Below are 14,204 nucleotides of genomic sequence, written 5' to 3'. Positions count from 1 at the left end.
AATCACTCAGCGCAACCGCCCAAATCATAACCTCAGATGCCCCCAGTCTATCCTGAGCGTCTCCGCCGCTTCCGCCGCGTCCCAAGCGCCTCAGCAGCGCCGGTGAAGGGGGTTCTAAGGTTTACCCACAAAACCCGCAAGCACAAAATTACTCAACATCGAACTTTTTTAGTTTTCCATGTTTAACAAAATAAAATCATATACTTACCTCATATACAGGTACGCACTTTGGTTTCAAACCGATCAATACCCCGGCCAAACCATCCCACTGGTTTTTGTGCAAACGAGACTCGAACACAACATATAGGCGTCGGCGCAAGGGGGGATACAAGTGGGACCGAGTCGTTTCCCACCAAAGCGATTCACTTACCCGTATGCTCGACAGCAAACTTCAGGCTGCTTTTGCGATTCATCCCCTCTGAAAAAGACTCGGAACAGCCAGCTCCTCCATGCTTTCGGATATCTGTTTGAGAAACTGCTTGCCAATCGCGGAAACAGGTCGCCCTGCCGCAGTTACAATAACGACATCCAGCAGTATTCGCGGCTCGAACCGGCGCAAAACATATCCCTTCCGGTCGTCACTGGACAAAGTGAACGGGTCGACAAGCGTCACCCCCAATCCCTGCTTGACCATATTCAGTGCATTTCGGAACAGATCGGTGTGACACCTGATGCGCATGTGCGACCCATCCCTGTGAAAGGCTTCGCGGGCGCGGCGGTTCACCATGTGGTCAGAACCCATGACGATAAACGGTACATCATCCAAACGTTTTGGTGTCAGCACGTCATAGTCAACCAATGAGCTGTCTTCAGGCACCGCACACATAATTTCAAAGAAGAACTGCGTCTGTGTAAGCCCGTCGTGGCGCACCGGAGGTTCGCATATTCCAATCTCGAACAGGCCAGCTACCACCCACTCCTGAATCTTTGACGAATATTGGGATTGAAAGGCAATTGTCAGATTTGGCTTACCGGCGGCGAACCTTGCAATCTCACCTGGCATAAATCCAAAGGCCATTGCATGATTGGTAGCCACCTGTAGCTGCCCTGCTTTTTGGTTCTGCAAATCCAGCACGGCCTGATTTACGTGATCAAGGCCGCGGACGACCGTATCTATCTCCTCATACAGAACCGTTGCCTCGGGCGTTGGCAGCAACCGGCCACGGCTGCGCTCGAACAGAGTAAGCCGAGTGTGGCGCTCCAATTGCCCCAAAAGGTTTGAAATTGCGGGCTGAGATACACCAAGCAGCTCGGCAGCGCGCGTGACGGTGCCGCTTTCGATGGTGGCGTGAAAGGCCTGATAGTGGCGGAAATATGAGGACATGCAGAACGTATATCAGCAAAACTTATGGTTTGTGCATAAATTTATATTGGAAATGATAGATCGGACTCATCACACTACCCTCAACTGTAGGGAGGACACCGTGAGCGTGTTGCAAACCATCACAGGCTTTGACCTGTGGCATTTGGAATTGCCGGTTGTTTCGGCGCGCGATCATGGCATCGGGCGGGTCGAGGGATCTTGTGAAATTGTGGTGCTGCGCCTTACGGCGGAAGGAGGGGCGCAAGGATATGGCGAAGCCTCACCTTGGTCCGTATTCACCGGGACACCCGAGGCGACCTATGCGGCGCTGGACCGGTATATCCGGCCCTTGGTGATCGGGCGGCGGGTCGGAGACCGCGCTGCCATCATGGCAGAGGCGACCCGGGCGGTCGCGCACTGCACCGAGGCCAAGGCGGCATTGGAAACCGCTTTGCTGGATCTTGCCGGACGCATCACCGACCAACCCGTCTGGTCATTGCTGGGTGGCAAATGCCGCGACACGATCCCCCTCAGTTGCTCCATCGCCAATCCCGATTTCGACGCGGATATTGCCCTGCTTGAGCGGCTGCGCGAAGACAAGGTCGGTCTGATAAAGCTCAAAACCGGGTTCAAGGATCATGCCTTCGACATCATGCGGCTTGAGCGCATTGCACAGGATTTTCCCGAGTTTCGTGTGCGGGTCGACTACAATCAGGGGCTGGAGATTGAACAGGCCATTCCACAGGTTCTGGATGTCGCCGGGTTCTCCCCCGACTTTATCGAACAACCTGTCCGCTTTCACCACTTTGACATGATGGCGCAGTTACGAAGCATGACCGATGTGCCCCTGCTTGCCGACGAAAGCGTATTCGGGCCAGAAGATATGGTCAGGGCCGCGCGCGAAGGCATCTGTGATGGCGTTTCGGTCAAGATCATGAAGTCCGGTGGCCTTACACGTGGTCAGACTGTTGCGCGAATGGCTGCCGCAAATGGCCTGATGGCTTATGGCGGTGACATGTTCGAAGCTGGGCTGGCGCATCTTGCCGGTACCCACATGATTGCTGCAACGCCCGAAATCACGCTGGGATGCGAGTTCTATCAGGCCTCGTATTTCCTGAAGGAAGATATCTTGGAAACGCCTTTTGAGGTCCGCGACGGTCAGGTCGTTGTGCCGGATGGGCCGGGCCTGGGGCAGCGGCCCGATACTGACAAGTTGAATCATTACGCTGTTCGGAGGTCAGCGTGAGGCCCGTTGCCTCAAAATGCGGTGGCCGCACGCGCGGCCTGGTCGTACTGGCCCGACATCAGGCGCAGCAGGCTGGAAACACGACCAAGCTGTTCGGGTTCGATTCCGCATTCCTGCATCGCCTCAAGCAAAAGGGTCTCGCGTACCTCTTTATAGCGCGCGCAGGCGGTGACACCTTCGGGCGTCGCCTCGACCGTCTTTTCCTTGCCTTGACGGCCCACCTTCACCAATCCGACTTTGCTCAGTTTCTTGACCGAATAATTGACCGTGTGCGTGTCCTCAACGTTCAAGACAAGACAAATATCGGCCAGCTTTTTCGGCTTGTCCCGGTGTCGGACGGTATGCAGCACCAGCACATCCAGCGCAGAAAAGCCGGAATAACCTGCTGCATCCATCGCCCGCACCATCCAGCGCGCGTTTGCATGGCTTACAACGATCAATCCAAATTCGAATTCGGACAGTTCCGGGAAAGGTCCGTCGGCAAGATGGGCAGAGGACACGATTGGGCCAAATGTAGATCCAGACATAGGTGGAGCCTATGAGATGCACGCATTTTGTCAACAATTTGTTGACGTATTGTCAAAGTGTGTCACTCTGCCCGGAACGGATTCGCGAATTGGGCGCAATATGTGCGCTCGGAGAAAGCAATGACTGAGCAACCCAAGACCATCGCCATCATCGGTGCCGGAATTGTCGGCGTATCCACGGCCATCTGGCTGCAGCGCGATGGTCATCAGGTTGTGCTGATCGACCGCAAGGGACCGGCCGAGGGAACCTCGTTTGGTAACGGCGGAATTCTGGCATCCTGCTCGATCGTTCCGGTAACGGTTCCGGGCCTTCTTAAAAAAGCGCCACGGATGCTTTTTGACCCTAACCAGCCGCTGTTTCTGAAATGGGGGTACCTGCCGAAACTGGCGCCGTGGCTGATGAAGTATCTCAGCCATGCCAATGCGAACGAAGCCAGCCGGATCGCTGCCGCGCTTGCTCCCATCGTCGGCGACAGCCTTCAGGATCATCTGGCCTTGGCGGAAGGCACAGGCGCCGAAAAGTGGATCGTGCCGTCAGATTACCTGTTCATCTACGACGACAGGAACCATTTTAAGGGTGATGCCTTTGGTTGGGGATTGCGGCGGCAGCACGGATTCACCTGGGATGAGTTGGAGGGGGCAGAGTTTCACGAATATGATCCGGCCTTCGCCTCCGATCTCAACTTTGCGGCGCGGCTGAAAGACCATGGAAGGATCGCGGACCCCGGTCAGTATGTCAAAGATCTGGCTGGCCACTTTCAGGCGCAGGGAGGCCAACTGGTCAAAGCCGATGCCGAGGATGTTGTTCATGAAAACGGCAAGGTCATTGCCGTACGCGCGGCAGGGCAGAATATCCCGTGTGACGCGGCAGTGATCGCCACCGGGGTCTGGTCTGGCCCATTGGCAAAAAAGCTGGGCCTGAACGTTCCGCTTGAATCAGAACGCGGATACCATCTGGAGTTCTGGGACCCGTCGATCATGCCGAAGGCGCCTGTCATGGTGGCTTCCCGGAAAATCGTGGCCACCCCGATGGATGGCCGTTTGCGGCTGGCCGGTGTGGTTGAATTCGGTGGTACCGAAGCCGGCGCATCGGACGCCCCTATTGAACTGCTGCACAAAAGCGCAAAGGCGGTATTCCCGGATCTGAAAGCCTCGAATGTCACTGACTGGTTGGGCCATCGTCCGGCACCAGCCGACTCCATTCCGGTGATCGGCGAGCTGCCTCACATAAAGGGCGCGTTCACCGGCTTTGGACATCATCACATTGGGCTGACAGGCGGACCAAAGACCGGCCGCCTGCTGGCTCAACTCATCTCGGGACGGCAACCCAATGTTGACCTGAGCGTCTATTCACCGGCACGGTATACGAAGGCCGGAAACTGAAAACAGGCACTAAGAACTAACCAAACAGGGAGAAAAGCATGAAGAAGATTGCTCAACTGATGACCGCAACGGCGTTGACCGCAGCGGCAGCCGCACCGGCATTTGCCGAAAAATGGGACATGCCCATGGCCTATTCCGGTTCGAACTTTCATTCGGTGACCGGTGCGGAATTCGCCAAATGCGTCACCACTGGCACGCAAGGCGAGATCGAGATCGTCACTCACCCGTCGGGTTCGCTGTTCCCCGGCGCACAGATCAAACGCGCAATCCAGACCGGCCAGGTGCCGATTGGTGAGCGTCTGCTGTCCGGCCACCAGAACGAAAACGCCATCTTTGGTGTGGATTCGATTCCGTTCCTTGCAACCTCCTTTGACGATGCTGACAAGCTGTGGCAGGCGGCAAAGCCGACACTTGAAAAAGTGCTGGCCGATCAAAACCTGACGCTGCTCTACTCGGTGCCGTGGCCGCCGCAGGGGCTGTATTTCCGGGACGAGGTGAACTCGGTCGCGGACATGGAAGGCATCAAGTTCCGTTCGTACAACAACGCCACCGCGCGTCTGGCCGAACTGACGGGGATGCTGCCGGTGACCATCGAAGCCGCCGAAATCAGTCAGGCCTTTGCCACCGGTGTAGCGGATTCAATGGTCAGCTCGGGGGCAACCGGTTATGACCGCAAGGTCTGGGAAAGCCTGAACTACTTCTATGAAGTAGATGCTTGGCTGCCACGGAACTACATCATGGTGAACTCGGACACTTGGTCGGGCGTATCCGACAAGAACAAGGCCGTGATTCACGCCTGTGCCGAGTTGGCTGAATACGCCGGAACATGGCGCGCTGTGCAATATACAGACTTCACGCTCAAAGGTCTGACGGATGGCGGTATGACCGTATCCAAAGCCAGCGATCAGATGAAGGGTGAGCTGCAGCAGATCGGCGAAACCATGACCGCCGAATGGCTGGAAGCCGCGGGCGATGATGGCAAGGCCATTGTCGAAGCGTTCCAGGCATCCAAGTCGGAATAATTCCGGACCGGGGCGGGCTACGGGTCCGCCCCCAATCCCAAATAAAACAAACAGGGGGGCATCATGACCATGGCCCAGCGGCTTCGCTCCGCCCTTGATTTTCTGTACCTCGGCGCCGGTGTTATGGCTGCACTCTGCCTGATCGCGATCCTCGCGTTGATCGTGATCCAGATGGTGGCCCGCTGGACGGGTGAGGTATTTCCCGGCGCGCCGGATTATGCAGGCTACGCGATGGCTGCAGCCTCGTTCCTGGCCTTTGCAAACGCGCTCAATCGTGGCGCCCATATCCGCGTGTCCATCCTGCTGAATGCAGTCGGCCCCAAAACGCAAAGGATCATCAATATTTGGTGCTTTGCTATCGGCACGGCAATCGCCTGGTACTTCGTCCGCTACTGCGCCAAGTTCGTCTACTGGTCGTGGAAGTTCAACGATATCAGTCAGGGACAGGACAGAACCGCGCTTTGGATACCGCAATCCATCATGCTGATCGGCGCGGTGATCCTTGCCATTGCGCTGACGGACCACCTGATCAGTCTCATCTTCAACGGCGACCACCGGATCAAGCGTGATCTCGTCGATCAGAGCTTTGGAGAGTAAATCATGGAAGATTTTTCGATCATCATCCTGTTTCTCTTCGTTCTGTTCCTGCTGCTGGGCAGCGGCGTCTGGGTTGGACTTGCCCTGATGGGCGTCGCCTGGGTCGGGATGGAACTGTTCACCACGCGCCCTGTCGGCGACGTGATGTTGACCACAATTTGGACGTCGTCGTCCTCGTGGACCCTGACCGCCTTGCCGCTGTTCATCTGGATGGGTGAAATCCTGTATCGAACGCGATTGTCCGAAGACATGTTCAAGGGCCTCGCCCCGTGGATGGCAGGCTTGCCCGGCGGGTTGGTTCACACAAACATCGTGGGCTGTACCGTGTTCGCTGCGGTATCGGGTTCATCCGCCGCAACGCTGACCACGGTCGGTAAAATGTCGATCCCCGAATTGCGCAAGCGCGAATACCCCGAACCGATGATCATCGGTACGCTGGCGGGTGCGGCAACGCTGGGTCTTATGATCCCGCCCTCGCTGACGCTGATCGTCTATGGCGTGACCATCAACGAGTCGATTTCCAAGCTGTTCTTCGCAGGGATTTTGCCCGGCCTCGTCCTGGCGTCGATGTTCATGGCCTATGTGGCGATCACGTCGCGGGTGTCGAAGAACTGGAACCCGGCCCAGGAGCCACCTCTGACATTTGGGCAAAGGCTGTCGAACTCGCGCTTTCTGTTGCCGGTAATCTGCCTCATCCTTGTGGTGATCGGGTCGATGTACCTGGGCTATGCAACCGCGACCGAAGCTGCCGCGTTCGGCGTCATTGGAGGCCTGATCCTCGCCGCGTCACAGGGTTCGCTCACCTGGCAGACCTTCACGGAAAGTCTGATGGGGGCCACCCGCACCAGTGCGATGATTGCGCTGATTTTGGCGGGTGCGGCCTTCTTGTCGCTGTCGATGGGCTTTACAGGGTTGCCGCGCGGATTGGCTGATCTGATCGCACAGCTGGAGCTCAGCCGGTTCGAACTGCTGATGGTGTTGCTGGTCTTTTACATCGTGTTGGGCATGTTCCTCGATGGCATCTCATCGGTCGTTCTGACGATGGCGGTTGTTGAACCGATGGTCCGACAGGCCGGCATCGACCTGATCTGGTTTGGCATCTTCATCGTCGTCGTGGTTGAGATGGCCCAGATCACTCCGCCGATCGGGTTCAACCTGTTCGTATTGCAGGGCATGACGAACCACGAAATGGGCTTTATCGCCCGCGCGGCCTTCCCGATGTTCCTGATCATGGTCCTGATGGTCTTTGTGCTGATCGCCTTCCCCGAGATCGCGACCTGGCTGCCCGAGAATATCAGACAGGCGCCCGGCGGGGGCTGACGCGCTGACAAACGACACACGCTGGCCCCAATGGGGCCGGCGCATCTTTAATTCATCGGCCCGGGGCCATGATCCTTTCCTGCCTTACTTTCATCGCTCGCCACGGGAAACTTGGCCTGATCGCAGGTCTGGTTGCTGGTGTTGCATTCCCGGGCACGGCAGAAACCCTGCGGCACTGGATTCCAGAACTTGTGGCGCTGCTGCTATTCTTGACTGCATTCCGCATCGGTCCGGTGGAAACTGTCGAAAACCTTGGTGCCCTAGCCAGGACCACCATAACTGCATTGGCATTGCAACTGGCGCTGCCGGTGCTTTTCCTGTCCGGATTTCTTGTTTCAGGACTGCCATTAACACCACTGGCCCTTGCGGTCGCATTAATGCTGGCCGCGCCATCGGTCACCGGCTCGGCCAATTTTTCGATCCTCCTGAATCATGAGCCCGCCCCGGCGTTGCGCCTTCTTATTGTAGGAACCGCCATTCTGCCGCTTACCTGCATTCCGGTTTTCTGGCTGTTGCCGCAGTTCGGCGCGTTGTCTTCGGTGCTGCTTGCCGCCATCCGCCTACTGGCGGTGATCCTGTTGGCCGCATCCTTAGGCTTTGCTTTGCGCCACTGGGGTTTTCGATCCATGAATGTCGATCAACGCAGGGCGACCGACGGTCTGACAGTCATCGTGCTGGCAATCGTAGTCGTTGGGTTAATGTCCGCGATCCGCCCTGCATTCGAGCGCGACCCCGCCGAACTTGGTTTCTGGCTGACTGCAGCGTTTGGCGTCAATTTCGGAATGCAGATTGTGACCTATGCCATCCTGAAGGCGAAGGGGCGATCAGACGCGGTTCCTACAGCAATTGTCGCGGGAAACCGGAACTTTGCCTTGTTCTTTGTGGCCCTGCCGCCCGAGACGACTGATCCGCTGCTGATCTTTCTTGGCTGCTACCAGTTCCCGATGTATCTGACCCCTACCCTCATGCGGAGGCTGTATGACCCACGCTGATCTCTTTCCCATGGTGCGCAATGTCGGGCTAGACGGCATGCTTGTCACCTTCGCCAACACAATGACGGAAACGTCGAACCGGGCAGCGCTGGCGTTTCGCGGCGCCTTGGAAAGCCATGCGCTGGATGGTGTGATCGAAACCTCCACCTCACTTGCATCAGCCTACCTGCGCTTCGACGTCACACGGGTGTCGCACGATACAATCAAAACGCAGCTGGACAAGATTCTGACCCAGCGCGACTGGTACGCGGCTCCCCTGCCCACAGGTCGCAAACTGTGGCGGGTTCCTACGGTCTATGGCACTGACTTAGCCCCACAACTGGATGAAGCCGCCGCAGCCGCCGGACTTTCCAGCGACGAAGCCGTGCGCAGGCTCAGCCAGACCCGGGTTCGCGTTCTGACGATCGGTTTTGCCCCGGGCCAGCCTTACCTTGGCCCATTGGGACCTGAGTTCAACATTCCCCGCCTAAAGGAGTTGAACCCGATGGTGCCTGAGGGCGCACTGGTTCTTGCGATCTCACAATTTGTGTTGTTTTCGGGCCCGACACCGACCGGCTGGCGACACATCGGACAGACGGCGTTCCGGTGCTTTCGACCCGAAATGGAGCAGAGCTTTGCCCTGAATCCCGGCGACGAGATGCTGTTTGAACCGGTTAGCCGGGACGAACTGGAACGCATTCGCAACGACAACGGAGATGGTTTTGGCGGCGCAACCTTTCAGGAGATTGCAGCATGAGCCTGATCGTCCACCGAGTTGGCCCAGCCTGCACCATTCAGGATCAGGGTCGACAGGGTTATCTGGATCAAGGCCTTTCACGCTCGGGCGCTGCCGACATTCTGGCGTTGCACGAAGGCGCCGCCCTGCTGGGTCAGAGCCCCACACTCGCCGCGCTGGAAATGGCTGGAATGGGCGGAGAGTTCGAGGCCACCAAAGACACACGCATCGCATTAACCGGCGCGCCGATGCAGGCCAGCATTGATGGCTCACCGGTTCTCTGGAATGCCTCGCATCTGCTGACCATGGGTCAAAGACTGACGATCGGTTCGGTGCTAAAAGGCAGCTATGGCTATCTGCATGTTGGCGGCGGAATCGCCAGTGACGTATTTCTTGGCTCCCGCTCTGCACATCTGACGGCCAAGGTCGGACGTGCAGTTGAGGCCGGGGACCTTGTTCCAACTGGCCGGGATTCAGGCGAAACTGGCATGAAGCTTTTGCCGTCCGACCGGTTCTCGGGCGGGGTATTGCGTGTCATCTCCAGTTTCCAGACAGCAATGTTCGACGAAGCGACACTCGAGCGTTTCACCCAAACCGAGTTCAATCGCGGACCACGTGCCAACCGGATGGGAATGCAACTGGAGAATGACGGAGAAGGCTTTGCCGCTACAGGTCAACTGAACATCCTGTCCGAGGTCATCACCCCGGGTGATATTCAGATGACGGGTACAGGTAACCCGTTCATCCTTTTGCCGGAATGTCAGACGACAGGCGGCTATCCACGAATTGCAACGGTTCTGCCTTGCGACATGCCGCGCGCCGCACAAACGCCCGCCGGAAACAGGGTCAGGTTCCAGTTCGTCACGCTGAACGAGGCAACGACGTTGCACACGGCCTTCACCAAAGATCTTGACCAGCTGGCGCGCCGCGTTGAACCTTTGGTTCGCGACCCGCATGACATCCCGGATCTTCTGTCCTACCAATTGATCGACGGAATGATCTCTGCCAACGACTGAGGAGTGTGCCGATGAGCCGCGTCGATTTGAATGCCGATATGGGGGAAAGTTTCGGCCCTTGGAATATGGGGGATGATGCAAGCCTTCTGAAAATCATCACGTCGGCCAATATCGCCTGCGGCTTTCACGCAGGCGACCCGGACGTTATGTCGTCGACGATGAAACTGGCCGCAGAAAACGGTGTCGGAATCGGTGCGCATCCCGGTTTTCCTGATCTGCAGGGGTTTGGGCGCCGCAACATGAAGGTGCCGCATGAAAGCCTGCGCAACCTGGTTCGCTATCAGTTGGGCGCGGCAAAAGGCATGGCTGCGGCAGTCGGAACCAGTGTACGACACCTGAAACTGCATGGCGCACTGGCCAATATGTGCTCGGTCGATATCGACATGGCCCGCGCCTGTTATCAAGGCGCTCTGGATGTAGACCCCGATATCATCATCATGGTTCTGGCCGTCACCAAACAGGAAGAGGCGGTTCGTGAACTGGGTTGCAAATGGGTGGGCGAGATTTTTGCCGACCGCGCGTACAACGACGACGGCACTCTGGTCGACCGCAGCCTGCCCGGCGCGGTAATCCACGACCCCGAAATTGCCGGCCCGCGCATCCTGAACATGGTGCGTCAGGGCGCCATCATCACAGAAAGCGGCAAGCATCTGGAAACGTCGATCGACACCATCTGCCTGCATGGTGATGGGCCAACGGCCGTCCAGATAGCCCGTTCGGTGCGCGACTGCCTGATCGGAGGAGGCGTCGAGGTGACAAAGTTCACGCGTTGAGTTTCGGGTGTTTCACAGACGATTGGCACGACCAAACAAGAAACTGGCACCAAATCGAATGCAGGCATCTGCATGGCGACCCAAATCTCTGGCTTAGGTCAATTAATCTTGATGCCGGAGGTGTTTGATGAACCTGAATGCGGATCAAAATCTTTCCTTCCAAGACAGCCGGATGGAAATTGAAACCCTTACCTGCCAGCCTGACAACCTGCGAAGAAAACTCGCTTTGGTTCACCTGTCACGCGACCTTCAGGCCAGAGTATCCGAAGGCGACATTGTGCGTATCAAAGCCTCGCAAAAGACGGGCGCAAGCAGTTTGCCGGAGTTTTGGCAGATCGCGATGATCGAGAACAGAAAGGACCGGACATATGCCTATTGTGTTCCCGAACTCGCACTGAACTCTCGGGCGATGTTGTTGGTCTAACCCCTGCAAAAAAAGGGCTGCGAAATTTCTTTCGCAGCCAATGTTCTTCAGGAGAGAATGCCGGACCTTATGATGGCCCGATCATGAAACAGGTGACGTTGCGGGCCTTCAGTCGGCGACAGGCCAGATCAGCCTGCTCCCGTGTCATTCCCTGGAACGTAGCATCAAAGCCACGAGAGCTTTGGTTCACTTTTCGCAGAGTACCATCCAGTGTGGTCATTTCGGCTAACGCTGTTCGCAGCAGAATTTTCTCGGCTTCATACCGCGTGGTGTAGCGACCGACATTTACACCCCAAAGATGGCCGCCCGATGTGGACAGGCGGGTAACGACCTCTTGTTCAGGCTCGGGCTGAGTGGCCGGATCGGTCGAAGCCAGAACCAGATTTTCAGGCCGCAGCGCCGGACGGGTGTCAGAGCTTTCGACCGGCGGTGCAGTGGGCGCGATGTCCGCAGCCGCAATTGCTGCGGCAATGCCCGCCTGAATGCGCGTGCCGTTTTTAGCTGCGGTTTCTGCAACCGTCCCAGCAACCTGAATCGGCGTACCGATGCCCGGCCGCAGAACCGGGCGAAGGCTTTTTTGTGGAGCGCCGACAAGACGCACGGCATTGCTCAGACCTTCCAGCCCGGCATTGCCCGCATAACGGGGCCGCGCAGGTTTGCGGATGGGCGCCCGCGAAGGAGCCCGGCGAAACCCGAGGTCGAGCAATTCAGCGACCTTGGCGTTACGGGACGCGCCGGATTTACCGCCAAAAACAGTTGCGATGACCCGTTCGTTCCCCCGCTTGGCTGACGCGACCAGATTAAAGCCGGCTGCACGTGTGTAACCTGTCTTGATCCCATCGGCACCTTTGTAGGCGGCCAAAAGGCGGCGGTTGGTGTTGGGAACCGTCTTGATCCCCGCGTGCGTCGATTGCCGCGAAAACAGGTTGTAGTATTGTGGATAGTCATACAGCAAATGGCGACCCAAAGTGGTCATGTCACGGGCCGAGGACAGATGCCCGGCCTCGGTCAGACCATGCGCGTTCTTGAAGGTCGTTCGCGTCATGCCCATCGCCTTGGCCGTCCGTGTCATACGGCGCGCAAACGCCGCTTCGGACCCGCTGAGTGCGATACCAATTGCTGTCGCCGCATCATTGGCGGATTTCACTGCCGCGGCACGGATCAAATACCGAAAAGCAATGGTCTGGCCGCTGCGCAGACCCAGCTTAGACGGCGGCTCTGACGCGGCCTTCTGCGTAATACGGACCGGGGTATCCAACGTGATTTCACCGTTTCGCACCGCTTCAAACGCGATGTAGAGCGTCATCATCTTGGTCAGGGATGCCGGGTGAAGCCGCGCGTCAGCATTTCTGGAATGCAGCACCTCACCGGTGCGCGCGTCGATCACCATGGCCGCATATGGCGCGGCCATAACTTTCACCGGCATGATAAGAACAAGCCACGACAATACTATGAGAAATAGGCCCATTCGGGCCGGAACTGTCCGCCGAATCTGCACGATCTTTGCCTCTGTCTGCCTCGCGCCGCCAGGTTTTCCTGGTCGGCAAAATTGATTTTATTGTCTCAAGGCTATCACAGCAAAGCTGCGAAAGAAACTGTAAGCTGTGTTTTTGGGGATCAAATTATGTATTACGGACCTACGAAATCTTGTGCCTGCTACCCGGCAACACACAAAACCGGGGATGATGGCAGGATTTTGACCGAAGTCCGGTACATTTCCTGACGGATGGTACAGAACTGCAACAGGTCATGATAACGCCTTTACCAACACGGAGAGGCCTTTGAGGTCAGGCAATTGCCGATACCGTTGCTCGCCGTCCGGCACCTCGGCATGTTCGATTTCCCAGACCAATCCATGTGGAACGTGAACAGCCCAACATCCAGCCCGAAGGGGCGCGACCACGTCTGATCGCATAGAGTTTCCCACCATCATGGATGCGGCAGCGCCATGCCCATGCCGCCGGAAGATGGTTGTGTATGTTTCCGGCGTTTTTTCGGAAACGATTTCAACTTCGTCGAACAACTCACCCAATCCCGACTGCGCCAGCTTTCGCTCCTGATCAATCAGATCGCCTTTGGTGATCAGAAGAACACGGTGTGTTTCCGCCACTGCCTCGACCGCCTCGCGGGCGTGGGGCAACAGTTCGATGGGATGCCTCAGCATCTCCTGCCCCGCTTCGATCAACTGTCGGATGACCGAGGCGGGAACCCGGTTGTCAGTTACGTCGATGGCGGTCTCGATCATCGAAAGCGTAAATCCTTTGATCCCATAGCCATAGTGGCGGATGTTTCGTTTTTCAGCCTCCAGCAGACGATCCATCAGATGATCTTTTTCTGCATAATCCGCCAGCAACCCGGCGAAATGGGTCTGAGTCAGCTGAAAGAACCGTTCGTTGTGCCAAAGGGTATCGTCCGCATCGAAACCCACAGTCGTGAGCTTTTGTCTCATACCGAACTCGCCTGCTTCCTCTTTTCTCTCGTTGCGCTAAGGTTATATAAGCGCTCTATCAATTCGAACCCTGAATCGGACAGTTGCAATCATGCTGCCAGAGCCTTGGAAAATGTCGGATAATCCGGACGACGATGACAATACGTCCGTCCTTGTACAGACTCGCCCCAAGACCAAGCGGCCTCCGCTTTACAAGGTGCTGCTGCTGAACGATGACTATACGCCGATGGAATTCGTGGTTCACGTGCTGGAGCGGTTCTTTGGCATGTCACATGCGCAGGCGTTCGAAATCATGTTGACGGTCCACAAAAAGGGCGTGGCTGTTGTTGGCGTGTTCAGCCACGAGATTGCCGAGACCAAGGTCGGGCAAGTCATGGATTTCGCCCGCAGGCATCAACATCCCCTGCAATGCACCATGGAAAGGGAAGACTGAGGCG

15 protein-coding genes are annotated in these 14,204 nt (G+C 57.1%); 11 read left to right on the top strand and 4 right to left on the bottom strand.

Annotated features, from left to right (window positions below; genetic code table 11):
* Positions 1-409 precede the first annotated feature (409 nt).
* Positions 410-1,324, bottom strand: coding sequence for a LysR family transcriptional regulator (locus ACR0NW_RS17265; RefSeq protein WP_480451320.1), 915 nt, complete (start codon positions 1,322-1,324; stop codon positions 410-412).
* Between the two features lie 100 nt (positions 1,325-1,424).
* On the opposite strand from ACR0NW_RS17265, the gene ACR0NW_RS17260 reads away from it, so the two are divergent.
* Positions 1,425-2,549, top strand: coding sequence for an enolase C-terminal domain-like protein (locus ACR0NW_RS17260; protein WP_480451322.1), 1,125 nt, complete (start codon positions 1,425-1,427; stop codon positions 2,547-2,549).
* A gap of 11 nt (positions 2,550-2,560) precedes the next feature.
* Here the strand turns inward: ACR0NW_RS17260 and ACR0NW_RS17255 are convergent, their stop codons facing one another.
* Positions 2,561-3,076 carry a winged helix DNA-binding protein gene (locus tag ACR0NW_RS17255; RefSeq protein ID WP_170657394.1) on the bottom strand — a complete coding sequence of 172 codons (516 nt, stop codon included), beginning with the start codon at positions 3,074-3,076 and terminating at the stop codon, positions 2,561-2,563.
* Positions 3,077-3,196: 120 nt separating this feature from the next.
* On the opposite strand from ACR0NW_RS17255, the gene ACR0NW_RS17250 reads away from it, so the two are divergent.
* The 9 genes from ACR0NW_RS17250 to ACR0NW_RS17210 all read left to right on the top strand — a co-directional run bounded on the left by ACR0NW_RS17250 (position 3,197) and on the right by ACR0NW_RS17210 (position 11,318).
* Complete coding sequence (locus ACR0NW_RS17250) at positions 3,197-4,459, top strand: NAD(P)/FAD-dependent oxidoreductase (RefSeq protein WP_480451324.1); 1,263 nt, start codon at positions 3,197-3,199, stop codon at positions 4,457-4,459.
* Positions 4,460-4,497: 38 nt separating this feature from the next.
* A complete protein-coding gene (locus ACR0NW_RS17245; RefSeq protein WP_170657387.1) occupies positions 4,498-5,481 on the top strand; it encodes a TRAP transporter substrate-binding protein in 984 nt (327 codons plus the stop codon).
* A 63-nt stretch (positions 5,482-5,544) separates the two neighbouring features.
* Entirely contained in the window at positions 5,545-6,078 is a 534-nt protein-coding gene (locus ACR0NW_RS17240; protein WP_170657384.1) for a TRAP transporter small permease, read from the top strand.
* Positions 6,079-6,081: 3 nt separating this feature from the next.
* Positions 6,082-7,398, top strand: a complete 1,317-nt coding sequence (locus tag ACR0NW_RS17235; RefSeq protein ID WP_170657381.1) for a TRAP transporter large permease subunit — start codon at positions 6,082-6,084, stop codon at positions 7,396-7,398.
* 68 nt (positions 7,399-7,466) lie between these two features.
* A complete protein-coding gene (locus ACR0NW_RS17230) occupies positions 7,467-8,390 on the top strand; it encodes a hypothetical protein (protein WP_480451327.1) in 924 nt (307 codons plus the stop codon).
* Complete coding sequence (locus ACR0NW_RS17225) at positions 8,377-9,126, top strand: 5-oxoprolinase subunit B family protein (RefSeq protein ID WP_480451329.1); 750 nt, start codon at positions 8,377-8,379, stop codon at positions 9,124-9,126. Before ACR0NW_RS17230 ends, ACR0NW_RS17225 begins: the two co-directional genes overlap by 14 nt.
* Entirely contained in the window at positions 9,123-10,121 is a 999-nt protein-coding gene (locus ACR0NW_RS17220) for a 5-oxoprolinase subunit C family protein (protein ID WP_480451331.1), read from the top strand. Before ACR0NW_RS17225 ends, ACR0NW_RS17220 begins: the two co-directional genes overlap by 4 nt.
* 11 nt (positions 10,122-10,132) lie before the next feature.
* Positions 10,133-10,894, top strand: a complete 762-nt coding sequence (locus tag ACR0NW_RS17215; protein ID WP_480451333.1) for a LamB/YcsF family protein — start codon at positions 10,133-10,135, stop codon at positions 10,892-10,894.
* 127 nt (positions 10,895-11,021) lie between these two features.
* Positions 11,022-11,318: a hypothetical protein gene (locus ACR0NW_RS17210; protein WP_480451335.1), complete on the top strand. Its 297-nt coding sequence runs from the start codon at positions 11,022-11,024 to the stop codon at positions 11,316-11,318.
* Positions 11,319-11,385: 67 nt separating this feature from the next.
* Here ACR0NW_RS17210 and ACR0NW_RS17205 read toward each other — a convergent pair whose 3' ends face one another.
* Complete coding sequence (locus ACR0NW_RS17205) at positions 11,386-12,786, bottom strand: D-alanyl-D-alanine carboxypeptidase family protein (protein ID WP_480451337.1); 1,401 nt, start codon at positions 12,784-12,786, stop codon at positions 11,386-11,388.
* A 279-nt stretch (positions 12,787-13,065) separates the two neighbouring features.
* Positions 13,066-13,767 (bottom strand): HAD family hydrolase, encoded by a 702-nt coding sequence (locus ACR0NW_RS17200; protein ID WP_480451339.1) that lies wholly within the window; start codon positions 13,765-13,767, stop codon positions 13,066-13,068.
* A gap of 91 nt (positions 13,768-13,858) precedes the next feature.
* On the opposite strand from ACR0NW_RS17200, the gene clpS reads away from it, so the two are divergent.
* A complete protein-coding gene (clpS, locus tag ACR0NW_RS17195; protein ID WP_170657365.1) occupies positions 13,859-14,200 on the top strand; it encodes an ATP-dependent Clp protease adapter ClpS in 342 nt (113 codons plus the stop codon).
* The last annotated feature ends 4 nt before the right edge of the window (positions 14,201-14,204 follow it).

The sequence above is a fragment of the Ruegeria sp. CF5 genome (genome assembly GCF_056537325.1).
Note: the sequence above shows the minus strand (reverse complement) of the source record. Positions and strands in the feature narration are given on the sequence as shown.

Coding starts and splice junctions, on each gene's coding strand:
- ACR0NW_RS17220 (WP_480451331.1), top strand. CDS start 9,123: ATGAGCCTGATCGTCCACCGAGTTGGCCCAGCCTGCACCATTCAGGAT.
- ACR0NW_RS17255 (WP_170657394.1), bottom strand. CDS start 3,076: ATGTCTGGATCTACATTTGGCCCAATCGTGTCCTCTGCCCATCTTGCC.
- clpS (WP_170657365.1), top strand. CDS start 13,859: ATGCTGCCAGAGCCTTGGAAAATGTCGGATAATCCGGACGACGATGAC.
- ACR0NW_RS17215 (WP_480451333.1), top strand. CDS start 10,133: ATGAGCCGCGTCGATTTGAATGCCGATATGGGGGAAAGTTTCGGCCCT.
- ACR0NW_RS17210 (WP_480451335.1), top strand. CDS start 11,022: ATGAACCTGAATGCGGATCAAAATCTTTCCTTCCAAGACAGCCGGATG.
- ACR0NW_RS17230 (WP_480451327.1), top strand. CDS start 7,467: ATGATCCTTTCCTGCCTTACTTTCATCGCTCGCCACGGGAAACTTGGC.
- ACR0NW_RS17265 (WP_480451320.1), bottom strand. CDS start 1,324: ATGTCCTCATATTTCCGCCACTATCAGGCCTTTCACGCCACCATCGAA.
- ACR0NW_RS17240 (WP_170657384.1), top strand. CDS start 5,545: ATGACCATGGCCCAGCGGCTTCGCTCCGCCCTTGATTTTCTGTACCTC.
- ACR0NW_RS17245 (WP_170657387.1), top strand. CDS start 4,498: ATGAAGAAGATTGCTCAACTGATGACCGCAACGGCGTTGACCGCAGCG.
- ACR0NW_RS17225 (WP_480451329.1), top strand. CDS start 8,377: ATGACCCACGCTGATCTCTTTCCCATGGTGCGCAATGTCGGGCTAGAC.
- ACR0NW_RS17205 (WP_480451337.1), bottom strand. CDS start 12,786: ATGGGCCTATTTCTCATAGTATTGTCGTGGCTTGTTCTTATCATGCCG.
- ACR0NW_RS17235 (WP_170657381.1), top strand. CDS start 6,082: ATGGAAGATTTTTCGATCATCATCCTGTTTCTCTTCGTTCTGTTCCTG.
- ACR0NW_RS17250 (WP_480451324.1), top strand. CDS start 3,197: ATGACTGAGCAACCCAAGACCATCGCCATCATCGGTGCCGGAATTGTC.
- ACR0NW_RS17200 (WP_480451339.1), bottom strand. CDS start 13,767: ATGAGACAAAAGCTCACGACTGTGGGTTTCGATGCGGACGATACCCTT.